26 protein-coding genes, 3 tRNA genes and 1 pseudogene are annotated in these 23,017 nt (G+C 67.1%); 17 read left to right on the top strand and 13 right to left on the bottom strand.

Annotated elements, in window-relative coordinates:
- From ACREEF_RS09415 to ACREEF_RS09400, 4 genes and pseudogenes are all read right to left on the bottom strand, one after another.
- Positions 1-407: pseudogene (locus tag ACREEF_RS09415) on the bottom strand (methyltransferase type 11); the annotation flags it as partial.
- 79 nt (positions 408-486) lie between these two features.
- Complete coding sequence (locus ACREEF_RS09410) at positions 487-1,347, bottom strand: AAA family ATPase (RefSeq protein WP_431565325.1); 861 nt, start codon at positions 1,345-1,347, stop codon at positions 487-489.
- A 77-nt stretch (positions 1,348-1,424) separates the two neighbouring features.
- Positions 1,425-1,631, bottom strand: a complete 207-nt coding sequence (locus ACREEF_RS09405; protein WP_431565324.1) for a hypothetical protein — start codon at positions 1,629-1,631, stop codon at positions 1,425-1,427.
- The gene (locus tag ACREEF_RS09400) at positions 1,628-2,062 is read right to left on the bottom strand and encodes a hypothetical protein (RefSeq protein WP_431565323.1); all 435 of its coding nucleotides are present in this window, start codon (positions 2,060-2,062) and stop codon (positions 1,628-1,630) included. The genes ACREEF_RS09405 and ACREEF_RS09400 overlap by 4 nt, the downstream gene beginning before the upstream one ends.
- 167 nt (positions 2,063-2,229) lie before the next feature.
- On the opposite strand from ACREEF_RS09400, the gene flbT reads away from it, so the two are divergent.
- A complete protein-coding gene (gene flbT, locus ACREEF_RS09395; protein ID WP_431565322.1) occupies positions 2,230-2,655 on the top strand; it encodes a flagellar biosynthesis repressor FlbT in 426 nt (141 codons plus the stop codon).
- Positions 2,615-2,977, top strand: coding sequence for a flagellar biosynthesis regulator FlaF (gene flaF / locus ACREEF_RS09390; protein ID WP_431565321.1), 363 nt, complete (start codon positions 2,615-2,617; stop codon positions 2,975-2,977). The genes flbT and flaF overlap by 41 nt, the downstream gene beginning before the upstream one ends.
- A gap of 356 nt (positions 2,978-3,333) precedes the next feature.
- Here the strand turns inward: flaF and ACREEF_RS09385 are convergent, their stop codons facing one another.
- The 6 genes from ACREEF_RS09385 to ACREEF_RS09360 form a co-directional block, all read right to left on the bottom strand.
- Positions 3,334-3,972 (bottom strand): exopolysaccharide biosynthesis protein, encoded by a 639-nt coding sequence (locus ACREEF_RS09385; protein WP_431565320.1) that lies wholly within the window; start codon positions 3,970-3,972, stop codon positions 3,334-3,336.
- A gap of 97 nt (positions 3,973-4,069) precedes the next feature.
- Positions 4,070-5,236, bottom strand: coding sequence for an isovaleryl-CoA dehydrogenase (locus tag ACREEF_RS09380; RefSeq protein ID WP_431565319.1), 1,167 nt, complete (start codon positions 5,234-5,236; stop codon positions 4,070-4,072).
- A gap of 42 nt (positions 5,237-5,278) precedes the next feature.
- Positions 5,279-6,136, bottom strand: a complete 858-nt coding sequence (locus ACREEF_RS09375; RefSeq protein ID WP_431565318.1) for a glycoside hydrolase family protein — start codon at positions 6,134-6,136, stop codon at positions 5,279-5,281.
- Positions 6,137-6,159: 23 nt separating this feature from the next.
- Complete coding sequence (gene mgtE / locus ACREEF_RS09370; RefSeq protein WP_431565317.1) at positions 6,160-7,575, bottom strand: magnesium transporter; 1,416 nt, start codon at positions 7,573-7,575, stop codon at positions 6,160-6,162.
- Positions 7,576-7,637: 62 nt separating this feature from the next.
- A tRNA-Leu gene (locus ACREEF_RS09365) sits at positions 7,638-7,722 on the bottom strand.
- 322 nt (positions 7,723-8,044) lie between these two features.
- A complete protein-coding gene (locus tag ACREEF_RS09360) occupies positions 8,045-8,350 on the bottom strand; it encodes a FliM/FliN family flagellar motor switch protein (protein ID WP_431565316.1) in 306 nt (101 codons plus the stop codon).
- A 9-nt stretch (positions 8,351-8,359) separates the two neighbouring features.
- Between ACREEF_RS09360 and lipB the strand changes: the two genes are divergently transcribed.
- Positions 8,360-9,076 (top strand): lipoyl(octanoyl) transferase LipB, encoded by a 717-nt coding sequence (gene lipB, locus ACREEF_RS09355; RefSeq protein WP_431565315.1) that lies wholly within the window; start codon positions 8,360-8,362, stop codon positions 9,074-9,076.
- On the opposite strand, the gene ACREEF_RS09350 is transcribed toward lipB, so the two are convergent.
- Complete coding sequence (locus tag ACREEF_RS09350) at positions 9,052-9,456, bottom strand: DUF805 domain-containing protein (protein WP_431565314.1); 405 nt, start codon at positions 9,454-9,456, stop codon at positions 9,052-9,054. The genes lipB and ACREEF_RS09350 overlap by 25 nt on opposite strands.
- 175 nt (positions 9,457-9,631) lie before the next feature.
- On the opposite strand from ACREEF_RS09350, the gene ACREEF_RS09345 reads away from it, so the two are divergent.
- From ACREEF_RS09345 to ACREEF_RS09330, 4 genes are all read left to right on the top strand, one after another.
- Positions 9,632-11,110, top strand: a complete 1,479-nt coding sequence (locus ACREEF_RS09345) for a hypothetical protein (RefSeq protein WP_431565313.1) — start codon at positions 9,632-9,634, stop codon at positions 11,108-11,110.
- A gap of 132 nt (positions 11,111-11,242) precedes the next feature.
- Complete coding sequence (gene msrB, locus ACREEF_RS09340; RefSeq protein WP_431565312.1) at positions 11,243-11,734, top strand: peptide-methionine (R)-S-oxide reductase MsrB; 492 nt, start codon at positions 11,243-11,245, stop codon at positions 11,732-11,734.
- 62 nt (positions 11,735-11,796) lie between these two features.
- Positions 11,797-12,408: a hypothetical protein gene (locus tag ACREEF_RS09335; RefSeq protein WP_431565311.1), complete on the top strand. Its 612-nt coding sequence runs from the start codon at positions 11,797-11,799 to the stop codon at positions 12,406-12,408.
- Between the two features lie 101 nt (positions 12,409-12,509).
- Positions 12,510-13,166, top strand: coding sequence for a DedA family protein (locus ACREEF_RS09330; RefSeq protein ID WP_431565310.1), 657 nt, complete (start codon positions 12,510-12,512; stop codon positions 13,164-13,166).
- A gap of 74 nt (positions 13,167-13,240) precedes the next feature.
- Here ACREEF_RS09330 and ACREEF_RS09325 read toward each other — a convergent pair whose 3' ends face one another.
- Both ACREEF_RS09325 and ACREEF_RS09320 read right to left on the bottom strand, forming a co-directional pair.
- Entirely contained in the window at positions 13,241-16,534 is a 3,294-nt protein-coding gene (locus tag ACREEF_RS09325) for an amidohydrolase family protein (RefSeq protein ID WP_431565309.1), read from the bottom strand.
- Positions 16,535-16,720: 186 nt separating this feature from the next.
- A tRNA-Thr gene (locus ACREEF_RS09320) sits at positions 16,721-16,795 on the bottom strand.
- A gap of 62 nt (positions 16,796-16,857) precedes the next feature.
- Between ACREEF_RS09320 and ACREEF_RS09315 the strand changes: the two genes are divergently transcribed.
- From ACREEF_RS09315 to ACREEF_RS09270, 10 genes are all read left to right on the top strand, one after another.
- Complete coding sequence (locus ACREEF_RS09315) at positions 16,858-17,064, top strand: hypothetical protein (protein ID WP_431565308.1); 207 nt, start codon at positions 16,858-16,860, stop codon at positions 17,062-17,064.
- Between the two features lie 102 nt (positions 17,065-17,166).
- Positions 17,167-18,456 (top strand): UDP-N-acetylglucosamine 1-carboxyvinyltransferase, encoded by a 1,290-nt coding sequence (murA, locus tag ACREEF_RS09310; RefSeq protein ID WP_431565307.1) that lies wholly within the window; start codon positions 17,167-17,169, stop codon positions 18,454-18,456.
- A gap of 49 nt (positions 18,457-18,505) precedes the next feature.
- Entirely contained in the window at positions 18,506-18,928 is a 423-nt protein-coding gene (locus tag ACREEF_RS09305; protein ID WP_431565329.1) for a DUF2948 family protein, read from the top strand.
- On the top strand, positions 18,925-19,392 hold the full coding sequence (locus tag ACREEF_RS09300) for a UPF0262 family protein (protein ID WP_431565306.1): 468 nt from the start codon (positions 18,925-18,927) through the stop codon (positions 19,390-19,392). Before ACREEF_RS09305 ends, ACREEF_RS09300 begins: the two co-directional genes overlap by 4 nt.
- Before the next feature lie 101 nt (positions 19,393-19,493).
- Positions 19,494-19,712 carry a translation initiation factor IF-1 gene (infA, locus tag ACREEF_RS09295; protein ID WP_003164348.1) on the top strand — a complete coding sequence of 73 codons (219 nt, stop codon included), beginning with the start codon at positions 19,494-19,496 and terminating at the stop codon, positions 19,710-19,712.
- Between the two features lie 8 nt (positions 19,713-19,720).
- Positions 19,721-20,320 carry a Maf family protein gene (locus tag ACREEF_RS09290; protein WP_431565305.1) on the top strand — a complete coding sequence of 200 codons (600 nt, stop codon included), beginning with the start codon at positions 19,721-19,723 and terminating at the stop codon, positions 20,318-20,320.
- A 1-nt stretch (position 20,321) separates the two neighbouring features.
- Positions 20,322-21,359 (top strand): ribonuclease E/G, encoded by a 1,038-nt coding sequence (locus ACREEF_RS09285; RefSeq protein WP_431565304.1) that lies wholly within the window; start codon positions 20,322-20,324, stop codon positions 21,357-21,359.
- A complete protein-coding gene (locus tag ACREEF_RS09280; protein ID WP_431565328.1) occupies positions 21,356-21,514 on the top strand; it encodes a DNA gyrase inhibitor YacG in 159 nt (52 codons plus the stop codon). The genes ACREEF_RS09285 and ACREEF_RS09280 overlap by 4 nt, the downstream gene beginning before the upstream one ends.
- A gap of 72 nt (positions 21,515-21,586) precedes the next feature.
- Positions 21,587-21,662: transfer RNA gene (locus ACREEF_RS09275), tRNA-Phe, on the top strand.
- A 440-nt stretch (positions 21,663-22,102) separates the two neighbouring features.
- On the top strand, positions 22,103-23,017 hold the full coding sequence (locus ACREEF_RS09270) for a MotA/TolQ/ExbB proton channel family protein (RefSeq protein WP_431565303.1): 915 nt from the start codon (positions 22,103-22,105) through the stop codon (positions 23,015-23,017).

Here is a 23,017-nt window from a genome sequence, read left to right as displayed (position 1 = left end):
GCTCGGGCCGCATCGGCGTCGGCGCGCGCGGCTTCGGCCTGGGCGCGGGCTTCGCCGGCGCGCACCTGGGTCATGGCTTCGGGCAGGCTGGCGGTGAGTTTGTCTTCGAAGGCCTTGAGCGCCTCCTGGCTGGAGCCGCCGTTCAGCGGCACCAGATGCAGCGTCACCTCAGAGCCGCGCGGTCCGCTGTATACGCAGGTGGCGCCGTCGGCCTGGGCCGAGCCCTTGCGGGTCAATACGCCCTGGGTCTGCGGGCATTGCAGGGTGTCGACGACCTTCAGCACGCCCTTGCCGTCCTTGTCGGACGAGGTCGTGGTGATGCGCACCTTGCTGCCGCTCCGGCCGTGGTCGTCGCAAGCGGCGGTCAGCAGGGCCAGGGCGCAAACGGGCCAAAGGAGGTGATGCATGGTCGGCTCCTGTTCGAGACCGATAGTGCGCGCAGAACGCGCGTAATCCAGTGAAATCGCGGTAATCGTGGCGGGGGCGTCAGCTTCCCGGCCGCGCGCCTTCGCGACGGTTCAGAAAGGCCAGCCGTTCGAACAGGTGGATGTCCTGTTCGTTCTTCAGCAGGGCGCCGTGCAGCGGCGGGATCAGCTTGCCCGGCGTCTTTTCGCGCAGGGTCTCCGGGCTGACGTCGTCGACCAGCAGCAGCTTCAGCCAGTCCAGCAGTTCGGACGTCGAGGGCTTCTTCTTCAGGCCCGGCGTGTCGCGGATTTCGTAGAAGGTCTTCAGCGCCTCGGCGACCAGGCGCGGTTTGATGCCGGGGAAGTGGACCTCGACGATGTCCTGCATGGTCTCGGCGTCGGGGAAGCGGATGTAGTGGAAGAAGCAGCGGCGCAGGAAGGCGTCCGGCAACTCCTTCTCATTGTTCGAGGTGATGACGACGACGGGACGGATCTGGGCGCTGATGGTCTCGTCCGTCTCCTGGACGTAGAACTCCATGCGGTCGAGTTCCTGCAACAGGTCGTTGGGGAACTCGATGTCGGCCTTGTCGATCTCGTCGATCAGCAGGACGGGGCGGGCCGGGGCGGTGAAGGCCTCCCACAGCTTGCCCTTCTTCAGATAGTTGCGGACGTCGTGGACCCGCTCGTCGCCCAGCTGGCTGTCGCGCAGGCGGCTGACGGCGTCGTACTCGTAGAGGCCGTTGTGGGCCTTGGTGGTCGACTTGATGTGCCAGGTGATCAGCGGCGCGTTCAGCGCCCGCGCCAGCTCATAGGCCAGAACCGTCTTGCCGGTGCCCGGCTCGCCCTTGATCAGCAGCGGGCGTTCCAGCGCCACGGCGGCGTTGACGGCGACCTTCAAATCGTCGGTGGCGATATAGTTCGCAGTGCCTTCGAACCGGCTCATGCCAAACCTGCTCCATACGGGGGGAGGGGAGCAGGTAGCTTATCAGGACGCGCCTGAACAGACCGTCCGACGGCCGCTCAGGTGATCCGCTTGGCCGCCGCCGGATCGCTGGCGGGGAAGCTTTCCTCGCAGGCTTCGTCAATCAGGGCCTCCTGACGATTCTCGGCCTCCCTGGCCTTGTCTTTCAGCTGGTCGGGCTTGCCTACTTCGCGCGGGGCCTTCTTGGCGGGCGGGGTGTTGGGGTCGGCGTCTTCGTGGGTCTTGGTGGGGTGACGCTCGGTCATGCTCGCTCCTCGCTGTCGGGGCCGTAGCCCAGGTCCTCGATATCGTCGTCGGACAGGCGTTTGGCCTCCCAGTGAGCGGCGCTGGCCTGGGCGCCGCGCTGGTTGCGCATCAGCCCGGCATAGACCAGCTCGACCTCGTCAGGGCTGGAGCCGACTTCGCCGCCGCCGTCGGCCTCGCTGAGGCGGACCGGATCGACCCCCAGCAGGGCGTCGGCCTCGGCCTCGACGCCGTCCAGAGCCAGGTCTCCGTCCAGATCCCGGTCGTCTTCGTCGAACGGCTCGTCGTCCGCGTCGCCGTCGACCTGGGTCACGTCCAGAACGTCGTCGGCCTCGTCCAGGGAGACATCGCCCTCGCCCTCGTCGTCGAGGTGGGTTTCGTCATAGATCTCGGCTTGATCCTGGGCGTCGAAGTCGAAGTCTGGATGGGCCACGGCGGCGTTTCCTTGTTCATCAGGACAACGGCCCAGGTCGGCGCCGCGTTCCGCTGTCCGACGCGCGGACTATTCCTGACGCCGCATGGAAGGGATGGTTAACCACGTCGCTTTACAGTTCCTCAGCCGCCGGCCGTTCAGGTTGGGGCGCGCCACGGAGATTCCCTTTGCCGCTGAAACTATCGCTGAAGCCCGGCGAAAAATTCGTCCTGAACGGCGCTGTCGTCCAGAACGGCGACCGGCGCGGCGTCCTGGTCCTTCAGAACAAGGCCAGCGTCCTGCGCGAGAAGGACATCATGCAGCCCGAGGACGTCAACACGCCCGCGCGCCGCATCTATTTCCCCGTCATGATGATGTATCTGGACGAGGCCGAGGCGCCGAAATTCTATGATGAATTCGCCCTGCGCCTGACGGAGTTCATGGGCGCGATCCGCAACCCGGACATCCTGACCGAGTGCGTCGCCTGCTCCAAGCACGTGCTGGCGCGGCAGTACTACAAGGCCCTGATGGGCGCCCGTAAGATCGTCGATTACGAAGACCAAAGGCTCGGCAATGTCGCTTCAAGCGTACAAGACGGCGGCGACGCGGGCTGAAGCCCCGCGCGACATGGAATACCGGCTGTTCGGCCAGGTGACGCGGGCCCTGATGCACGCCGCCACCGTCGACAAGTCGGACATCGCGACCCGGATCGACGCCCTGGACTGGAACCGGCGGATGTGGTCGGCCTTGTCCACGGCCTGTAGCGAACCGTCAAACGCCATGCCCCAGGCGCTGCGCGCGCAGATCATTTCGCTGGATCTGTTCATCAATCGCCACACCTCGGCGGTGATGCGCGGCGAGGACGATTTCGAGACCCTGATCGACATCAACCGCATGATCATGCAGGGCCTGGCCGGTCCCGCTCAGGCGGCTTGATCACGATGGCGGGAGCGGCCTTTACGAGGGGCCGCGTGCGGTCCTAGCCTGAGCTTCCTGTTCAGCAGCTGAAAGGAGGTGGCCAGTGTCTCATTGTCATCAATCGCGCGCGACAGCCGCGATCTGGTCCTCTCATGAGGTCCGGGCCTGATCCTTAGGGAAGGCAGCGGTTCGGCCGTTCGCGGTCAGACAATGAAGCGCCGCTGGGGCGACCCGGCGGCGCTTTTTTGTGGGCATTCTTGTGCGCTCTCGCCCCTTCGGGCTGCTTGAGCGCATTCTTGTGGGCGCTATCGCCCGTTGGGCTGCTTGAGCGCATCCTTGTAAGCGCTATCGCCCTTCGGGCTGCTTGAGCGCTGTCAGAACAGCGTGCCGAACCAGTGGGCGATGCCGTGGATGATGGCCACGACCGTCGCCCATACCAGGGTCAGATAGACGCCGCAGACAGCCGTGCCGATCAGTCCGGCGATGATGAAGACGCCGTCCCTTTGGATGATGCCCAGGCCGAAGATCGCCAGGGTCAGGCCGGGCAGGGCGTCGCCGAAAGGCACCGGCATGGCCATCATCAGCGCCAGCAGGATGCAAATGATTCCCACGACCACGTCGGCGGCCTCGCCCGTCAGGATCGGCAGGCGTGGCCGGGTCAGCCGCTCGATCCGGCGCAGGCGGGGCAGGATCTTCCGGCTGGCGCTTAGATAGGTGGCGCGGCTGACCGAGGCCTTCATCAGCCAGCGCGGCAGCCAGACCTTGTCGCGTTGCAGGGCCAGTTCCGCGGCGATCAGGATGATGGGGACCGAGAAGACCGCCTTGCCGCCCGGGGGCCAGGGGATCAGGGCCATCAGCGACAGCATCAGGATAATGGCGCCGAAGCCGCGCTCACCGAAGGCCTCGACCATTTCCCTGAGGCTGAGCTTGGGGTCTTCGCCATAGCCGAGGGATTCCAGCACGTCGGAAAACGTCCGGCTCTCATCAGGCGGCGGCGTGGGAACAAGCGTCATCAGGCGAGACTCGGGGAGCGAAGGTTCGCCAAGGTAGGGGCCACGCACCCCGTGCGCCATCCCTGACGCATGGGGTGCGGCTTAATGTTTCGTCACGTCAGCCCAGCAGTTCGCGGCCGATCAGGAAGCGGCGGATTTCATTGGTGCCGGCGCCGATGTCGTAGAGCTTGGCGTCGCGGACCAGGCGCTCGACCGGCCATTCCCTGGTGTAGCCGGCGCCGCCCAGGGCCTGAACGGCCTCCAGCGACACCTTCACCGCGTTCTCCGAGGCCAGCAGGATGGCGCCGGCCGCGTCATAACGGGTGGTCTTGCCCTGATCGCAGGCGCGGGCCACCGCATAGACATAGGCGCGGGCGCTGTTCAGGGCGACGTACATGTCGGCGACCTTGGCCTGCATCAGTTGGAAGCTGCCGATGGCCTTGCCGAACTGCTTGCGCTCGCGGACGTAGGGCAGGACCACGTCCAGCGCCGCCTGCATGATGCCCAGCGGACCGGCCGACAGGACGGCGCGCTCATAGTCCAGGCCGCTCATCAGCACGCCGGCGCCGCCGCCGACGGGGCCCATGACGTTCTCTTCAGGAATCTCGCAGTCCTCGAACACCAGCTCGGCGGTGTCGGAGCCGCGCATCCCCATCTTGTCCAGCTTCTTGGAGACCGAGAAGCCCTTCATGCCGCGCTCGACCAGGAAGGCGGTGCAGCCCTTGGAGCCGGCCTCGGGGTCGGTCTTGGCGTAGACCACCAGGGTGTCGGCCGAGGGGGCGTTGGTGATCCAGAACTTGGTGCCGTTCAGGACGTAGCGGTCGCCCTTCTTGTCGGCGCGGGTGCGCATCGACATGACGTCCGAGCCCGAACCGGCTTCCGACATGGCCAGCGAACCGACGTGCTCGCCGCTGATCAGCTTAGGCAGGTATTTGTGCTTCTGCTCGGGCGTGCCCCAGCGGCGGATCTGGTTGACGCACAGGTTGGAGTGGGCGCCGTAGCTCAGGCCGATCGAGGCCGAGGCGCGGCTGACTTCCTCCATCGCCACCACGTGTTCGAGGTAGCCGAGGCCGAGGCCGCCGAACTCTTCCTCGACGGTGATGCCGTGCAGGCCCAGCTCGCCCATTTCGGGCCAGAGCTCGCGTTTGAACTCGTTCTTCTCGTCGATTTCGGCGGCGAGCGGGGCCAGCCGGTCGGCGGCCCAGCGGGCGGTGGTTTCACGAATGGCGTCGGCGTTCTCGCCGAGGCCGAATTCCATGGATTGGGGCGCGAAGGGAATGCTCATGCCGCAAGGCGTAGCATCGCGCACGCGCTTCGCAAAGCCGCCTCAGACGACGCTCTTATTGTTCCGCTTGCGGGTCAGGTTCCAGCCCGCGACGCCGATGAAAATCAGCCCGATGACGGCCAGAACCCCGCCGATCAGCACCGTGCCGTCGGTCGCCTGTTGTGCGGCCAGCACGCGGCGGAAGGCGGCGATTCCCGCCGCGAAGGCCAGCAGGCCGATTCCGCCGATGAAGATGACGGCTCCGGTGTCGTTCCAGGGGGGAGGCTGCACTGTGCGCTTCTCATGGCGCAGCACCTGAACCGTGGCGGGGGCGCTCTCTTCGGCCGGCGTTTCGGTTCGGGCGCCGGGACCCTGGACGGGGGCGGTGAGCAGCAGGTCGAGCGGCGCGGGCCTGTCGGGGGCGGCGTCGAACAGGGCGCGCTCTGCCGAGCGGCGGCGATAAGGGGCGTCGATCGGCGGCTGGACGCGGTCGGGCCAGCCGCTCAGGGCCTCGGCGGCGCGGGCGGGCGCGCCGGCGTTCAACTGTTCCAGAACGTCGGAGCCTTCGAACCGCTGAACCCCGACCGAGAAGATGAAGCTGGCCAGGGCGTCGAACTGATGCTGGTTCAGCGGGATGGAGACGCGGCTGTTGATGGTCTCGACGACGGGCAGCAGGTCGTATCGCAGCAGCAGTTCGGCCTCAGCCTCGGTGATCGCGGCGCCGAGGCGAGCGGATTTGACGTGGCCGTAGCCGATGACCGGCGTGCCGTCGCGGCGACGCACGGTCCGGGGGCGGAAGCCCTCGAAACTCTTGATCAGAAGCAGGCCCTCGCGGGACACCTTCAGACGCTGGGACGTGACTGCGGACACGGACTGACCCATTTCGAAACGGGCGCGCTCGCCCGCAAGGCGAAGCAGCAAGCCGCGTTCCGAATGGTGTCGGATCAGAGCAGGACGATGGTCGCCAGGCCGAGGAAGATCAGGAAGCCGAAGAAGTCCGTCGTCGCCGTCACAAAGACCGCCGAGGAGACGGCCGGGTCGAACTTCAGCTTCGACAGGGTCAGGGGCGTCAGCACCCCGACGGTCGCCGCGACCAGCAGGTTCAGGATCATGGCCGAGGCGATGACTGCGCCCAGACGCCATTCCTGGAACCAGAAGCCCGCCGCCAGGCCGATAAGGGGCGCCAGCACCAGGCCGTTGGCCAGGCCCACCGTCATCTCGCGCCAGAAGGTGCGCGCGGCGTTGGACGAGGTCAGCTCGCGCGTCGCCAGGGCGCGGACGGTCACGGTCAGGGCCTGCGTCCCCGCATTGCCGCCGATGGCCGAAACGATGGGCATCAGCACGGCCAGGGCGACGATCTGCTGGATCGTGCCCTCGAACAGGGCGATGACGCTGGCGCCGAGGACGGCGGTGAACAGGTTGATGCCCAGCCAAGGCACGCGACCGCGCACGATCTCCAGCACGCCCGAGGACCGGTCTTCGTCCGAGACGCCGGCCAGGCGCAGGATGTCCTCGCGGTTCTCTTCCTGAATGATGTGGACGATGTCGTCGACCGTCAGCTGACCGACCAGCCGCCCGCCGCTGTCCACGACCGGGGCCGAGATCAGGTTGTACTTCTCGAAGATGTAGGCGACCTCTTCCTGGTCGACGTCGACGTCGATCTCGTTGACCGGCTCCATCAGTTCGGACAGCGGCGTCTCGCGCGGGGCGCGCAGCAGGCGGCTGATGGGGACGCCGCCGACCGGATGGTTCAGCGGGTCGACCACATAGATGTCGAAGAAGAGCTCGGGCAGGTCCTCGCCCTGGCGGCGGACGTGGTCGATGGTGTCGCCGACGTTCCAGAACTGCGGCGCGGCCATGACCTCGCGCTGCATCAGGCGGCCGGCCGAATCCTCGGCATAGCCCAGCGAGCTTTCGATCGCGGCGCGATCGACCTCGGGCATGGCGGCCAGCACCTTCTCGCGCTGGTCGTCCTCCAGATCCTCGACCACGGCGGCGGCGTCGTCGGATTCCAGTTCCTGCAGGGCCTCGGCCAGGGTCAGGTGGGGCACCCGCTCCAGCACTTCCTCGCGGATGCCGTCGTCCAGCTCGGGCAGGGTGTCGGCCAGAAGGTCCGGCGGCAGCCACTGCACCACCACGGCGCGGTGCTCGGCCGTCAGGAAGCCCATCAGGTCGGCGACGTCGGCGGGGTGCAGGTCTTCCAGCAGGCCGCGCAGGCGCATCCCGTCGCCGTCGTCGGCGGCGTCCACGACTTTTTCGACGAAGGACGCCGTCAGGGCGTAGTCCTCGCCCAAGGCGACGTGATCTTCGGTTTCGATTTCGGAAGCAGGGGCCGGGAAGGCGGAATCCGTGTTGGTCACGTGTCTGCCTCCCCGAAGATGTTCAGCCTGGTAGCAGCCGAGTTTCGCCCTGTCAGATCAGATGGTGCGGTCGAGAAGACTCGAACTTCCACGGGTTGCCCCACAGCGACCTCAACGCTGCGCGTCTACCAATTCCGCCACGACCGCTCGCATCGGAGGGCGGGCAATAGCGGAGAGGCGATGGAAAGAAAAGAGGCTTTTGCGGAAATAGGCGAAGTCTCGGCTTTTCCTGCCCATTTGCCGTCGGGGCGCAGCGAAACAGGCCGCGTCGGGTCGAGAAGGCGGAGCCTTCTGACCGCGGCTCAACAAAGAAACAGGCCGCGTCGGGTCGAGAAGGCGGAGCCTTCTGACCGCGGCTAAACAAAGAAACAGGCCGCGTCGGGTCGAGAAGGCGGAGCCTTCTGACCGCGGCTCCAACATCAAGCCGCGTTGGGTCGAAAAGGCGGAGCCTTTTGAGCGCGGCTAAGAATTATGCCGCGCCGGCCATGAAGTCATAGACGTCGGCGGGACGGGTCACGGTGATGGCGATGCGATCGTCGCGAATTTCGATCTCGCCGCGCGCCACCGGGTGGTTGTTGGCCAGGATCCAGACCTCGTCGCGTTCCGAGGCGTCGAGCGGAATCACCGCGCCGCGACCCATGCGCAGCAGCTGTTGCATCGGCAGGACCGAACGGCCCAGCACGACCGAAATCTCGACATCGACGGCTTCGATCTGGCTCAAGACGATACTCACAATCAACGGGCGGCCCTTGCGCCGCCGCGTCAGCAGACACATTGAAGCGTCATGCTTGCCGACCCGTTAAGCCTGACCGCAACTTCTTTGATCCGCGCCGACGGCCACCCTGTCCGATGGGCGGTCTCGACCGGCTATGTCGACTATGAACCCGCCGTCGCCGCCATGGAGGCGCGCGTCGCGGCCATCGCGGCGGGCGAGGCCGAGGAGGTGGTCTGGCTGCTGGAGCATCCGCCTCTCTATACCGCTGGGGTCTCGGCCAAGGACGACGACCTGCTGGCGCCCGACCGCTTTCCGGTTCACCGGACGGGGCGGGGCGGGCAGTTCACCTATCACGGGCCAGGCCAGCGCGTGGCCTATGTCATGCTGGACCTGAACAGGCGCGGCAAGGACGTGCGCGCCTTCGTTCACGGGCTGGAGGACTGGATCATCGGCGCCCTGGACCAGTTCGGCGTCGAGGCCGGGATGCGCGAGGGCCGCGTCGGCGTCTGGGTCGAGCGCAAGGGCGCGGGTTGGAGCCGTGAGGACAAGATCGCCGCCATCGGCGTCAAGGTCCGCAAATGGGTCAGCTTCCACGGCATCAGCCTGAACGTGGAGCCTGACCTCGATCATTTCGGCGGCATCGTGCCCTGCGGCATCACCGAACACGGCGTCACCAGCCTGGTCGATCTGGGCGTTCTGGCGACGATGGACGAGGCGGACGGGGCGCTGAAGGCGTCGTTCCAGCGGGTGTTCGGTCCGGTTCAGGCCGGCGACGCGCCGCTCTGAGTTTTCGGCGGCGCACCATAGCGGTTGAAGGCTTTCTGTCCGGGCAGCAGGACCAGATCGACGGCGACCAGGATCAGAAGCCCAAGCGCCACCCAGTCGAACGGCGCCTGCGGTCGCGGCCAGGCCATGGCGAAGGCCAGAAGGATCAGTCCGCTCCACCACCCCGACCGTCCGCGATCATGCAGCCGTTGCGACACCACGCAGGCCCCGCTGTAGAGCAGGGCGGCCGCTACGACCCAGCCCGTGATGTCGCGAATTGTAAGGGGCGCCAGCAGGTCGAATGCGGCCCACAACGTCAGCACAACGATCGCGCCCATGACGAAACTTATCCGGCCGATGCGGCCGCTGGACGACAGGAACAGGTCTTGGAAACGGTGCATCCGACGTCGGCTCTGCAATGGAGTTCGTTCCGATTAAGGCGCAGGTCAGCCTGAGTAAACCGGCGGGAGCGAGGGCTAGCGTCGCGGTCAATTCGTCGCGGGACTGGAACGGGGGCCTTTCTTGGGTTTAAACACGGCGAAACCGCGTTTCGACGGCCCTATGGGAGTTCCTTTCATGCAACGTCTGCTCGCCGCTTCGGCGGCTGTTCTCGCCCTGGCCCTCGCGGCCGGCAGCGCCTCGGCCCAGAACTTCAGCGACCTGGCGCGTCAGGACCTTCAGGCTGTGCACGACGCGCTGAAGGCCAATCACCCCGCCGCCGTGGCGCCAGGCGCCGCCAGCGAAGCCTTCCGCAGCTGGATCGACGCCGGCCTGCAGGACGCCTTGTCCAAGGCCGGTCAGGTCAACAGCGGCGACAGCCACGCCTATCTGCTGCGCTACTACGCCAATGGTTTCCGCGACTCGAACATCGTCACCAGGCCGACGTTTGAAGGCGCCAGCCCCTTCTTCGCCACCAGCTGGCCCGGCGTGGCTACGGCCTGGCGCAATGGCGAGTACGTCGTCTCCTACGTTCAGCCGGGCGTGCGCGGCGCCCCGCCGGTCGGCGCCGTGGTCAAGAGCTGCAACGTCCAGCCGATCGCCGACTTCGCCAAGGCCAAGCTGGACGGCTTTGAAGGCGACCTGACGACCGAGGCCGCCCGCGTTCGCACCGCGCCCTACCTGCTGTGGAATCGCAACAACCCCATGGCCGGCGGCGTGCCCTCGACCTGCGAGTTCCAGGTTGGGCGCCGCACTCGCGACTATACGCTGAGCCCGCAACCGGCGACGGCGGCGAACCTGGAAGCCGCCTACCGCGCCTCGGTCTTCACGCCCGGCGCGACCAAGCTGTCGATCGAACAGGTCGACGGCCGTCCGTGGCTGCACGTCAACTCCCTGGCCGACGACGCCGGCTGGGACGCCTTCTTCGCTCAGGTCGAAGGCCAGGTCGCCACTCTGCGCGGCGCGCAAGGCCTGGTGATCGACCTGCGCGGCGCGAACGGCGCCTCGGTCAACGCCACCTCGCGCGGCTATGGCCTGGCCAACCGCATCTGGACGCCCGACTTCACCGTCAGCCGCCAGCCGGAAGCCGGTCAGATCACCTACCGCGCCACCCCCGCCAACCGCCAATGGTTCGTCGAGACCCTGGGCCGTATGCAGGCCGATCCGCGCTTCGTGCAGGAATCCGGCGCCGTGATCGAACAGACCCAGGCCATCGTCGCCGCCTTTGACGCGGCCCTGGCCGCCGGTCAGCAGACCTTCGTCATGCCGGGCCGTCCGTCGGTGGCTGACACGGGCGCCGCCAACCCCGTTCAGGGCAAGGTCGTGGTTCTGGTCGACGGCGGCTGCACCAACGGCTGCCTCGACACCCTGGACCTGCTGACCCGCCTGCCGAACGTGCAGCTGGCCGGATCGGCGACCGCCGTGGACTCGATCTTCATCGAGCCGACCGTGCAGCGTCTGCCGTCGAACTATTCGGACCTCAGCTATGGTCACAAGGCCTGGACGACGCGCAAGCGCGGCAACAACCAGGGCTATGTCCCGGCTCAGGGTCTGGCCTACACCGGCAACCCGACCGACGAAGCCGCCGTGCGCGCCTGGGTCGGAACTTTGTTCTAGGCCTACCGCGCTTCGCGCTACTTGAGGCCATGTTCTAGGGCCTATCGCCCTTCGGGCTACTTGAGGCCCGAAGGGGCGAAGGATTGGGGCCGGACGGTGGAAACATCGTCCGGCCCTTCCTATTTTGGGCCCATGACCCAGACCGAATCCCCCACGCCGCTGCGTTCGCCTTCGGGCTTTGATCTGACGCCGCCGAGCGAGAGCCAGCGCGTGGCGCTGGAGGCCGACCTGTCGCCCGAGGAAAAGCGCGTCCTTCTGGCCCACGGCACCGAGGCGCCCTTCTGCGGAACCTTGCTGGGCGAGAAGCGGGCCGGGGTCTTCTGCTGCCGCGAATGCGGGCTGCCGCTGTTCCGCTCGGCCACCAAGTTCGAGAGCGGCACCGGCTGGCCCAGCTTCAGCCTGCCGGTCGACGAGGCCCACGTCCGCGCCGTGCGCGACGACAGCTACGGCATGGTCCGCGTCGAGACGCGCTGCGCCCGCTGCGACAGCCATCAAGGCCACGTCTTCCCCGACGGCCCGCCGCCGTCCGGTCTGCGCTACTGCATCAACTCGGTCGCCCTCAGCTTCGTGCCCGAAGGCGAGGCCTTGCCCGACCCCCTGGGGCGCGGCGACGGTGTCGCCTGAACGAATAGCCGTTTTGGGGCCGCATTTGCGGTTAGGGTGGGGTTGAACGGGAGTACGGGCGCATGATGATCGAACTGGCCGCCGCCGCGATGTTGCTGGCGAACATGGATCCCGAAGGCGTCGTCACGACCGCGCCGCGCGGCGACCAGGCCGTGCCGACCGCCACGACGGCCATGCTGGCGGCATCCACCACCGACGCCTCGCCCAGCACGACGGTGCAGAGCGCCGCTCCTCACGGCCTGTCCACGGACGAACAGATCGCACGCTGGATCAGCGACCGAACGGCGGAGACCTCGATCAGCGCGGCCGTTGATCCCTGGGCCGAGGCCGAGCCGCGCAAGATGCACGGCGAGGTCAGCATCGGCATGGGCACGGGTGGCTACCGCGACTATGCGGCGGCGGTGTCGATGCCGCTCGGCGAGAACGGCGTGCTGAACCTCAGCGTCAGCCAGACCAAGAACAGCCCATGGGGTTACTACGGCTATGGTTCGCCCTGGGGGTATCCCAACGCCGGCTATGGCCGACCTTTCGGCCTGATCGAGCCGCCGGGCTATGAGGGCAGCCATCTGCGCGGGCGGTCCTATGCGCCGTTTCACGTCTGGCCGGGTTCGACTCGGGGAACGACCACCTCCGTGGGCGTGTCCGTGCGGACCGGCGACGCGGGCCCTAACTGAGGCGTTCGCGCCACGGCGCGGGCGTTTCAAGCGGGGCGTCCCATCGCCGCATTCCCTTCGGGCGGCGATCTCCCATATGCGTCGGGAGATAGAGGACCAGTATGGATAGTTTGCTTAGTTCGGCCGCCGATTTCATCGCCCGGCACCATGTCTGGGCCGGGGTCGTTCTGGGCGCAGTCACCTTTTTCGAATCCTTGGTGGTCATCGGCGCCTTCGTGCCGGCCACGGGTCTGCTGGTGGCGGCGGGCGGCCTGGTCGCGGCGGGCGTTCTCGATCCCATGACCGTCATCGTCGGCTGCGTCGCGGGCGCGGTCATGGGCGACGCCATCTCCTACTGGATCGGCCGGCGGCTGGGGACGGGCGTGCTGCGCCAGCCCATGCTGCTGCCGCACCGGCGCAAGATCGCCTGGACGCGGCTCTACTGCCGTCGCTACGGCGTGGCCTCCATCTTCATCGGCCGCTTCTTCGGGCCTCTGCGCGCCTTCGTGCCGGTCATGGTGGGCGTGCTGCGGATGCGTCAGCGCGTGTTCCAGCTGGCTAACGTCACCTCGGCCTTCGTCTGGGTGCTGGCCATGCTGGCGCCGGGCTATCTGGCGGCCAAGGGCTTGGCTCAGCTGGAGTTCATGAGCGAGGCCCACGGCCCGACCCTGATGCTGATCGCCTTCGCCGTGGTGGTGGTCGGCGCGGTCGTCGCCATGCGCTGGCTGAAGGGCAGGGCGGCCAGGCGGTCGGCCCTGCTGGCCGCGACGGTCGAGTAGGCGGCGCGGGTTCAGCGCAATGAAAAAGGCCCGACCGGATGGTCGGGCCTTCTTCGTTTCAGGACCGAGGATCGTCAGTCGTGGCCGTGGCTGTGGCCGTGCGCATCGGCCTCGGCCGAGGTGGCGCCGGCGTTCCAGGCCTGACCGTCGGCGGTCTGGTGCCAGAAGGGCTGACGCGGGGCCTGACCGACCTCGTTCATCTGATTGTCGAAGATGCGGCCGTTGATCATCGTGTAGCCGATCTTGACCGTGTTCCGCAGGTTCTCCAGCGGGTTGGCGTCCAGCACGACCAGATCGGCCAGCTTGCCGGTTTCCAGCGAGCCGATGTCCTTGTCCATGCCCAGCGCCGCAGCGCCGTTCAGGGTGCCGACGCGCAGGGCTTGGTGCGGGGTCATGCCGCCCTGCTCGAACATCCACAGCTCCCAGTGGGAGCCCAGGCCCTCGCGCTGGCCGTGGGCGCCGATCTGCACCGACACGCCTTCGTCGGACAGGCGTGCGGTCTCGCGGGCGATGGAGATGTGGTTCAGCTCGTTTTCCGGGACATGGACGGGGCGACGGGCGCGGCTATCCAGGACGCGACGCGGCACATACTGGGTCAGGATCGGATCGTTCCAGACGTCGGTGGCCTGATACCAGTAGTTCTCGCCCCAGTTGCCGCCGTAGGCCACCACCAGGGTGGGGGTGTAGGCCACCTTGGTCTGACGCCACAGCTGATGCACGTCGGCGTAGAGGCGGGCCAACGGGATCGAGTGCTCGATCGTGGTGTGGCCATCCACAACCATGCTCATATTGTGTTGATACAGCGAGCCGCCCTCGGGAACGACCATCATGCCCAGCTGACGCGCGGCCTCCAGGATTTGCTGGCGCTGGTCGCGGCGCGGCTGGTTGTAGCTCTTGACGCTCCAGGCCCCGATGGCCTGCATCCGGCGCAGGTTGGACAGGGCGTCGTCCAGATTGTTGACCTGGGCCGTGAAGGGCGTCGCCGCGCCGTACAGGATGGTGCCGGTCGAGAAGATACGCGGACCGACCACGCGCCCGGCCTTGGCCAGTTCGCTGTGGGCGAAGATCTCGCTCGAATCATTGGACGGGTCGTGGATCGTGGTCACGCCGAAGGCCAGGGCGGCGTAGTTGACCCAGGATTGCTGCGGAATGATCTCGTCCGAGCCCATCGAGCCGTGCCAGTGGGCGTCCACCAGGCCCGGGATGATGGTCTTGCCGGCCATGTCCATGACGCGAGCGTCAGCGGGAACCGTGACCGAGCCGCGCGGGCCGATGGCCTCGATGCGGTTGCCGTTGATGACGACCACGCCGTCTTCGATGACCTCGTCGCCCTTCATGGTGATCAGGCGGGCGCCGCTCAGGACCACGCGGCCGGTCGGCTTGGCGTAGTCGGCGCTGAAGCCGATCTTGATCCCATGCTCGGCGGGCTTGGGCAGTTCGGCCGGCGCGCCCTCGGCGAAGGCGAAGCTCTCGCTCAGCGGACGCGAGAACAGCTCCGGTCCCATCGACCATTGCAGACGGCTGGAATCGCCCGACCAGTGCAGCCATTCGCCGGCGTCGCGGGTGACGCGGGTTTGCGGCAGGGCCTTGGTCTCGGCGCCGACCGTGACGGCGCGGCCGGTGGCGACGAAGGGCGTCACATAGGCGTTGAACCGCTCGGTCCAGGCCACCCAGTGCTCGTCAGGCGAAACCGAGAACTCGGCCGCCCATTCGCTGCTCAGGTGGGTGCGTTCGTCGTCGCCCGACAGGTTGACCGATTTCAGCACGCGCTTTTCGCCGTCGCGCGCGGTCAGGAAGATGCGGTCGTTGCGGGCGCCGAACTGCGGGTTGGAGCCCTCGTCGGTGATCAGGGTCGGCTCGCCGCCGCGCACCGAGGTGCGATAGACGCCCGGCTCGCGGCTCCACAGGGCCGTGCGCAGGAAGCCGTCGCTGGAGGTGCGATAGACGACCGTCTGGCCGTCCGGCGAAAACTGCGGCTCCAGATAGTGGCCGGGCTGGGCGCTGATGACGCGGCCATCGCCGCCGGCGGAGGGAATCACCCGCAGCGTGCCCAGGTCCTTGTCGCTCCAGGTCGTGTAGACGATGGAGCGGCCGTCGCGCGACCAGGACGGGTAGAGCTCGAAGTGATCGCTCTGGCGTGTCAGGCGGCGCGGGGCGCCGGCGACGCCGTTCCTCAGGTCGCGAATCCACAGATTGCCCAGGGCCTCGAACACCACCTTGGAGCCGTCCGGCGAGGTCTGGGCCCAGCGGACCATCTTCACGTCGAACTGGTCAGGCGCGACCTCGACGGGGAAGCGCACGGCTTCCTGCACGCGGCGGGTGTCGGCGACGTGGAAGGGGATCTCACTGACGGCCTTGGTGGCCACGTCGATGCGATGGATCTTGCCGCCCGACCAGAAGACGATGCCACGGTTGTCGGGCGTCCAGCTCATGGTCGGATAGACGCCGTGGATGGCCCAGGTTTCCTGAAGGTCACGGTCCAGGGCGTCGTGGATCGGGGTCTCGCGGCCCGATTCGAGGTCCATGACGTAGAGGACGGACTTGTAGCGATCACGCCGGATGAAGGCCAAGGACTTGCCGTCGGGCGAGGGGGTGGGGCGAATCGAACCGCCCGGTCCGGTGACGAAGGGCGTGACCTCGCCCGTCTCGCGATCCAGACGACGGATCACATAGATCTGGGTGTTCGGGTCCTTGGAATAGTCGAACACGCCGCCCGACGTGGAATCATCGCTGAAGTAGAGGTAGCGGCCGTCGGGCGAGAAGGCGGGCTCGCCCGTGTCCTTCTGCTGGGTGCGGCGCTCGGTCAGCTGCACGCCGCCGCCGCCGCCGCGGTGATAGAGCCACATCTCGCCCGCGCCCAGCGAGCGCGACGAGGTGAAGTGCTTGCGGCCGACGATGAACTGGCCGTCCGGCGACCAGTCGGGCTGGGTCAGCAGGCGGAAGGTCTCGTTCGACACCTGTTTGGCGTTCGAACCGTCGCGATCCATGACCCACAGGTTGTCGCCGCCACCCCGGTCCGAGGTGAAGGCGATCGAGCGGCCGTCGGGCGAATATTTGGGCTGCATGTCCCAGGCCACGCCCGAGGCGATGGCGCGGGCCTCGCCGCCGGTAATCGGCATGACATAGATGTCGCCCAGCAGGTCGAAGACGATTTCGCGACCGTCTGGGCTGACGTCCAGCGACATCCAAGTGCCCTCGGTGACGTCGATGCTTGCGTCGTGCGACGCGCCCGGCGGGTTCTGGACGTCCCATTTGGGCTTGGCGGGCGTCGCCGAGGCGGCCGTCGAATCGGTCGCCTGAGTCGTTTGCGGCGTCGTTTGCGCGAACGCCGGGAAGGCCACGGCCAGGGCCGCGACGGTGGTCAACAAGCTGCGCTTCATGAAAAGCCCCCAAACCCCTTACAACTGAGATCGGAAGGTCTAGCGGGCGCGGGGTTGTCTTGACCAGACGTCAGGCGTCGAACGTATACATTTCGACCGCGTCAGGACATCGCATCTGATTGTCGGGGAGAGTGGCCCCGGCCCTTGCAAATCATTGATCTGCAAGGGCCGAGATGGTGCCGCCGGGGGGAATCGAACCCACGACCTCAGCCTTACCAAGGATGCGCTCTACCACTGAGCTACGGCGGCGGTCACTGAGGAAGCGGCCGTATAGCCAACGACTTCGGTCGGGCCAAGCGCAAAATGCACGCTTGATCAGAATCTTTGCACGCGGTCTGCTGCGCCTCATGGAAACGCCGCCCAAGGAAACCGTCCCGACCGCCCCTGTCGCGGACAAGACGCCCGAGCCCTCGCTCAAGGCGGAACGCGCCGTGCGGCTGGCCGCGGCGCTTCGGGCCAATTTGAAGCGCCGCAAGGCGCCGCGCGCCGCCGCGCCGTCCGCCAAGGACCGCAACTGAAAGTCATCGCTTCGGCTTGGCCGTGGCTCTTTCGCGAGGGGGCGTCGGCTTGCTAGATAGCTGGTTCGCCGGGGCGCAGGGTTTCCGGCCGCGAAAGATTCCATGGACAGCATCGTCATCCACGGCGGCAACCGCCTGAACGGCCAGATCGAGGTCAGCGGCGCCAAGAATTCGGCCATCAAGCTGATGGCGGCTTCGATCCTGACGGATCAGCCCCTGCTGCTGACCAATATGCCGCGTCTGGCGGACACCAAGTTCCTGGGCCAGTTGCTGCGTCAATTCGGCGTCCAGGTGACGGAGCGCAACGGCGCCGATGGTCAGGAGACCCTGTTCCATGCGCCGGAACTGACCTCGACCTTCGCCCCCTATGACCTGGTTCGCCAGATGCGGGCCTCGTTCAACGTCCTGGGCCCGTTGCTGGCTCGCTCGGGCGAGGCCAAGGTCTCGCTGCCCGGCGGCTGCACCATCGGCGCCCGCCCGGTCGACCTGCACCTGATGGCCCTGACGGCCATGGGCGCCGAGATCGAACTGGAAGAGGGCTATGTCTCCGCTCATGCGCCCAAGGGGCTGCAAGGGGCCGAGATCGAGTTTCCCTTTGTCTCGGTCGGCGCCACCGAACACGCCCTGCTGGCCGCCGTCCTGGCCAACGGGACGACGGTGCTGAAGCGCGCCGCGCGCGAACCCGAGATCGGCGACCTGGCCCGCTGCCTGATCGCCATGGGCGCGAAGATCGAGGGGCTGGACACCGACGTCCTGACCATCACCGGCGTCTCGTCGCTCGGCGGCGCGACCTGGTCGGTGATTCCCGACCGGATCGAGATGGGCAGCTACGCCCTGGCCGCGGCGATGGCCGGGGGCGAGGTGCGTCTGACCAAGGGGCGCGCCGACCTGATCACCGCCCTGACCGACAAGATGACCGAGGCCGGGGTCGAGGTCGAACCGACGGCCGACGGCCTCATCGTCCGTCGCGATCCGACGCAACGGCTGAAGGCCGTCAACGTCACGACCGATATCTATCCGGGCTTCGCCACCGACCTGCAGGCCCAGTTCATGGCCCTGATGACGACCGCCGAGGGCGAAAGCATCATCCATGAGAACATCTTCGAGAACCGCTTCATGCACGCGCCCGAACTGGCGCGTCTGGGGGCCGACATCTCGGTCCACGCCGGTGAGGCGCGGGTGCGCGGCGTCGAGAAGCTGCACGGCGCCCAGGTCATGGCCACCGATCTGCGCGCCTCGATCAGCCTGGTCATGGCCGGTCTGGTCGCGGAGGGCGAAACCACGGTCGGTCGCGTGTATCATCTGGATCGCGGCTTCGAGCGGATGGAAGAAAAGCTGGGAGCCTGCGGCGCCGATGTCCGGCGCGTGAAAGGCGAGGCGGATGAACACTGAGGCCAAGGCGACCTCTGAAGATGACGCGGCGGCCGAGGCGCTGTCGCCTATGGAGCCCCTGCGCCTGCTGGCCGAGGACGCCGTCGATCTGCAGATCATCTCGGCCGCGCTTCAGGACGCCATCATGCGTCCCGTCGATATCAGCTGGGAAAAGGAGGCGCGGCGCCTGACCATCGTCCTGTCGCGCTTCTGCTGGGAATGCGGCGGCACCCGCGTCATGGCCGCCATGCAGTTCGGCGACGTCGAGGCGGTCAAGAGCCGCCGCCTGCCGCGCGCGCCCGAATCGGCGCTGGAGCTGCTGGCGCTCGATTTCGAGCCGACCGAGGCCCCCGGCGGCCGCGTCATCCTGATGTTCGCCGGGGGCGGCGATCTGCGGATCGACGTGGAATGTCTGGACGCCGTCCTGACCGACCTGTCGGACCGCTGGCCCGCGCGCATGGCCCCGACCCATCTCGATGAGACCCGATCGTGAGCGGCCCGCACAAGCTGTCGTCCATCGAAGTGGACGCCGCGACCTTGCCGGCCGCGACCGCCGAGATCGAGCATCAGCGCCGCGTCGCCATCTTCGACCTGATCGAACAGAACAGCTTCACGCCGGAGGGCGCGGAGGGCGGGCCCTATACGCTGCGGCTGTCGTCGCAGGACAACCGTCTGGCCTTCGACATTTCCGGGCCGGACTTCGCGCGCACCCACGTTCTGTCGCTGTCGCCGATGAAGGCGGTGATCCGCGACTACGCCCTGATCTGCGAAAGCTATTACGAGGCCCTGCGCGGCTCGTCGCCCAGCCAGATCGAGTCGGTCGATATGGGGCGTCGCGGCCTGCACAACGAAGGCGCCGAACTGCTCAAGACGCGTCTCGAAGGCAAGGTCGAGATCGACAAGGAAACCGCCCGTCGTCTGTTCACGCTGGTTTGCGCCGTCTATCGACGCGGCTGAACTCGACTATTTCGGCGTTTTGGTGCATTAGGCGCCTCCTTCACGGCTCGCGTTCACGCCCGACGCGAGCCTTAAGCCGTTTTTCGGGCGAGAGAGACCGCATGGCCAAGGAAGAGCTTCTCGAGTTCCCCGGCGTCGTCAGCGAACTGCTGCCGAACGCCACCTTCCGCGTGACGCTGGAAAACGACCACGAGATCATCGCCCACACCGCCGGCAAGATGCGCAAGAACCGCATCCGCGTTCTGGCGGGCGATAAGGTGCTGGTCGAAATGACGCCCTACGACCTGACCAAGGGCCGCATCACCTATCGCTTCAAGTAAGGACGCGCGTGTCGCGTCCTGACCTTTCGGCTCCGAGGCTGATCCTGGCCTCGTCGAGCCCGCGCCGCATCGAACTGCTGGCGCAGATCGGGGTGGTTCCCGATCATGTTGACCCCGCCGACATCGACGAGACGCCGCTGAAAGGCGAGACGCCGACGCGTCTGGCCGAGCGCTTGGCGCGCGGCAAGGCCGAGGTCGTGGCGGCGCGTTCGCCCGAGGCCATCGTCCTGGCCGCCGACACCGTGGTGGCCCTGGGCCGTCGTCTGCTGGAAAAGCCGGCGGACGAGGCCGAGGCCAAGCGCTTCCTCGAACTGCTGTCGGGCCGCAATCACCGCGTCTTCACCGGCGTCGTCGTGATCGCCAATGGCGAGGCGACCTGCCGGGTCGTGGACACCCGTGTCTCCTTCAAGACCCTGTCGCCGGAAGAGATCGCGACCTACGTCGCCTCGGGCGAGTGGCGCGGCAAGGCGGGCGGATATGGCATCCAGGGGGCGGCTGCCGCCTTCGTGCGCCGCATCGTCGGCAGCCATCCCGCCGTCATGGGCCTGCCCCTCTATGAAGCGGCCAACCTGCTTCGGGGCGCCGGCTGGCGGCCTAAGAGCGCCTGACATGGCTGACGTCGAGGTCTTCCTCGATCAGACACCGGGCGAGGCCCGCGGCGTCGTCGCCCGCGACGGGCGCTTCCATCACCTGATCATCCAGCGCGACAGCGACCGGCCGAGCGATCGGCTGGGCGCGCGTTGCGTCGGTCGTATCGCGCGGGTCGAACCGGCCCTGCGCGGCGCCTTCGTCGATCTGGGCGCGGGCGAGCCGTTCGGCTTCCTGCCCCTGGGGCAGCACGACAAGCCGGGCGAGGGGACCAAGATCGAGGTCGAGGTCACGGCCGAACCGCGCGAGCGCAAGGGGCCGGTGCTGCGTCGTCGCGGCGACGCATCCGGCGAGCCGCGCCTGCTGGCGCCGGGGCCGGATGTTTCCGCGATTCTCGCCGCTCTGGCGCCGGGCGTCGCGCCCCAGACCGGCGTCGTCGCGATCCGCGCCGCGCTTGAGGCCGAGGAGGACGCGCTGTCCGCCTCCGTCGTCGATCCCGTCTGCGGTCTGGACCTGATGATCCAGCGCACCCGCGCCCTGATCGCCGTGGATATCGACCACGCCCCCGCGCTGGGTCGCGATTCCCGCAAGAGCCGCGAGACGGCTAACCGCGAGGGTCTGGCCCACGCCGCCCGGCTTCTGACGCTGAAAGGGTGGGGCGGACTGGTCGTGATCGACCTGATCGGCGCGGGTCTGCACGGCGACACTATAATGAAGGGCGTTCGTGCGGCCTTCGCTTCGGAGCCGCAGGCCGTCTTCGGACCGTTGAGCCGTTTCGGCCTGATGCAACTGTCCCTGCCGTGGCGGCGCACGCCGCTGGACGAACGGCTGCTGGACGCGGCGGGCCGTCCGACGCTGGAGAACCGCGTCCTCGCCGTGGTGCGCCAACTGCGCCTGGCCCTGCTGTCCGATCCCGCCACGCCGCGCTTCGTCGCGCGCTGCGGTCCCGAAGAGGCGGCGCTGGCCGCGCCTCTGGTCGAGGCCCTGGGGCCGAGGGGCGGGCTGCTGGGCGATCCGTCGATGGCCGCCGGCGCTGTCAGAATTGAAGAGGCCCGATAATGTCGCTCTGCCCCATCTGCCGTCGTCAGAAGCCCGATCCGGCTTACAAACCCTTCTGTTCCAAGCGTTGCGCCGATGTGGATCTGCAGCGCTGGTTCACCGGCGGCTACGCCATTCCGACCGAAGAAGTGGTCGATGATGAAAAAGATCGCTGAATTGAGTGAATTGGCGTCTGGACAGCCCATCCAGCCTCGCCTATAGACCCGCCTCTCGCGACGAGATCGCGCGCCTGGATAGCTCAGCTGGTAGAGCAGCGGATTGAAAATCCGCGTGTCGGTGGTTCGAACCCGCCTCCAGGCACCACTCCCCCTCCAAAACGACCTTGTTTCTGTCAGCGTGAAGCTGTGCCGCAAAATGGCCCCAATTTCGCCTTGGGAATTGCATTTCGGTAACAGTGCGTGATGCGACGTTTTCGTGTCGCCGACATAACAAAAATCGCAAATATTTTGCCGAACTTTCCGATTGCTGCAGGTGCGAAGGGGAAAAGAAACTTTGCGCACTTGACGCTACGTGGGGTGTTCGCCAAAGGGACTTAACCGCATTCCTGCTTGCAGGTCGGGGTGCCCGGGATATTGTGCCCGGACCTTGGCGGCGACGCTCGTTTTCGAACAGGCGTTGCAGGAGGGCGGCTCCACTGGTCCGGCTCGATCCGGTAGTGGCGAAATTTCATTATAGGGACGGCCGACTGACGCGGTCCGTGTCTTGGGTTCCACGTGTCAGACCAAAGCAGGAACTGGCGAACAATGCTCGATAGCAAGAAGACGAATATCCTCCTCGCACTGGCCGGCGCTGCCGTCCTGATGGCGAGCTCGCCGGTTCTGGCGCAAGACGCCGCAACCCCGGCCGCTGCTCCGGCAGCCGCTGCTCCGGCCGCCGCTCCGGCCGCCGACGCCGCCGCTCCGGCCGCTGACGCCGCCGCTCCCGCCGCTGATCCGTCCACCGTCGCTGAATCCGTCAGCAACGGTCACGGCGGCGGCATCACCCCCGTCTCCATGTTCATGGAAGCCACCGCAGTGGTTAAGGTCGTCATGGCCGGCCTGCTGCTGGCCTCGATCTTCTCGTGGACCATGCTGCTGATCAAGCTGCTGGAGTTCGGCGCCCTGAACAAGACGACCGACCGCTTCCTGGAAGCCTTCCGCGGCGCCCGCACGATCGCTGACATGCGTCGCGTCGCCACCTCGGAAGACTTTGACGGCAACCCGCTGGCCGACATGGCCGCCGCCGCCACCGAGGAAATCGAACTGTCGCGTCAGGCCGGCCTGAGCGTCACCGGCGATCACCGCGACTCGGCGCTGCTGCGCGCCCAGACCGCCGTCGCCGCCGTTCAATCGGGTCTGCCGAAGCGCCTCTCGGGCGGCCAGCAGTTCCTGGCCTCGGTCGGTTCGACCGGTCCGTTCGTCGGTCTGTTCGGCACCGTTTACGGCATCATGAACTCCTTCATCGGCATCGCCGAGTCCAACACGACCAACCTGGCCGTCGTTGCTCCGGGTATCGCTGAAGCCCTGCTGGCCACCGGTATCGGCCTGTTCGCCGCTATCCCGGCCGTTATCTTCTACAACTACTTCAACACGCGCATCTCGAACTACGGCACGCGTTCGGACGGCTTCAACGCTGAACTGATCAACGCCATCTCGCGTCAGCTCGACAAGGGAGCGTAA

It is taken from the genome of Brevundimonas sp., from assembly GCF_050729455.1.
Taxonomy (GTDB): Bacteria; Pseudomonadota; Alphaproteobacteria; order Caulobacterales; family Caulobacteraceae; genus Brevundimonas.
The sequence above is the reverse complement of the archived record's forward strand: the minus strand, read 5'-3'. Positions and strand labels throughout refer to the sequence as shown.

What these genes read in the sequence shown, in the direction of transcription:
- flaF (WP_431565321.1), top strand. Translation starts at nt 2,615, where the DNA reads ATGTCGCTTCAAGCGTACAAGACGGCGGCGACGCGGGCTGAAGCCCCG.
- ACREEF_RS09270 (WP_431565303.1), top strand. Translation starts at nt 22,103, where the DNA reads ATGCTCGATAGCAAGAAGACGAATATCCTCCTCGCACTGGCCGGCGCT.
- ACREEF_RS09405 (WP_431565324.1), bottom strand. Translation starts at nt 1,631, where the DNA reads ATGACCGAGCGTCACCCCACCAAGACCCACGAAGACGCCGACCCCAAC.
- ACREEF_RS09305 (WP_431565329.1), top strand. Translation starts at nt 18,506, where the DNA reads ATGGAGCCCCTGCGCCTGCTGGCCGAGGACGCCGTCGATCTGCAGATC.
- ACREEF_RS09350 (WP_431565314.1), bottom strand. Translation starts at nt 9,456, where the DNA reads ATGCACCGTTTCCAAGACCTGTTCCTGTCGTCCAGCGGCCGCATCGGC.
- ACREEF_RS09335 (WP_431565311.1), top strand. Translation starts at nt 11,797, where the DNA reads ATGATGATCGAACTGGCCGCCGCCGCGATGTTGCTGGCGAACATGGAT.
- ACREEF_RS09380 (WP_431565319.1), bottom strand. Translation starts at nt 5,236, where the DNA reads ATGAGCATTCCCTTCGCGCCCCAATCCATGGAATTCGGCCTCGGCGAG.
- ACREEF_RS09330 (WP_431565310.1), top strand. Translation starts at nt 12,510, where the DNA reads ATGGATAGTTTGCTTAGTTCGGCCGCCGATTTCATCGCCCGGCACCAT.
- ACREEF_RS09345 (WP_431565313.1), top strand. Translation starts at nt 9,632, where the DNA reads ATGCAACGTCTGCTCGCCGCTTCGGCGGCTGTTCTCGCCCTGGCCCTC.
- ACREEF_RS09385 (WP_431565320.1), bottom strand. Translation starts at nt 3,972, where the DNA reads ATGACGCTTGTTCCCACGCCGCCGCCTGATGAGAGCCGGACGTTTTCC.
- ACREEF_RS09410 (WP_431565325.1), bottom strand. Translation starts at nt 1,347, where the DNA reads ATGAGCCGGTTCGAAGGCACTGCGAACTATATCGCCACCGACGATTTG.
- ACREEF_RS09360 (WP_431565316.1), bottom strand. Translation starts at nt 8,350, where the DNA reads ATGTGTCTGCTGACGCGGCGGCGCAAGGGCCGCCCGTTGATTGTGAGT.
- msrB (WP_431565312.1), top strand. Translation starts at nt 11,243, where the DNA reads ATGACCCAGACCGAATCCCCCACGCCGCTGCGTTCGCCTTCGGGCTTT.
- infA (WP_003164348.1), top strand. Translation starts at nt 19,494, where the DNA reads ATGGCCAAGGAAGAGCTTCTCGAGTTCCCCGGCGTCGTCAGCGAACTG.
- ACREEF_RS09285 (WP_431565304.1), top strand. Translation starts at nt 20,322, where the DNA reads ATGGCTGACGTCGAGGTCTTCCTCGATCAGACACCGGGCGAGGCCCGC.
- murA (WP_431565307.1), top strand. Translation starts at nt 17,167, where the DNA reads ATGGACAGCATCGTCATCCACGGCGGCAACCGCCTGAACGGCCAGATC.
- lipB (WP_431565315.1), top strand. Translation starts at nt 8,360, where the DNA reads ATGCTTGCCGACCCGTTAAGCCTGACCGCAACTTCTTTGATCCGCGCC.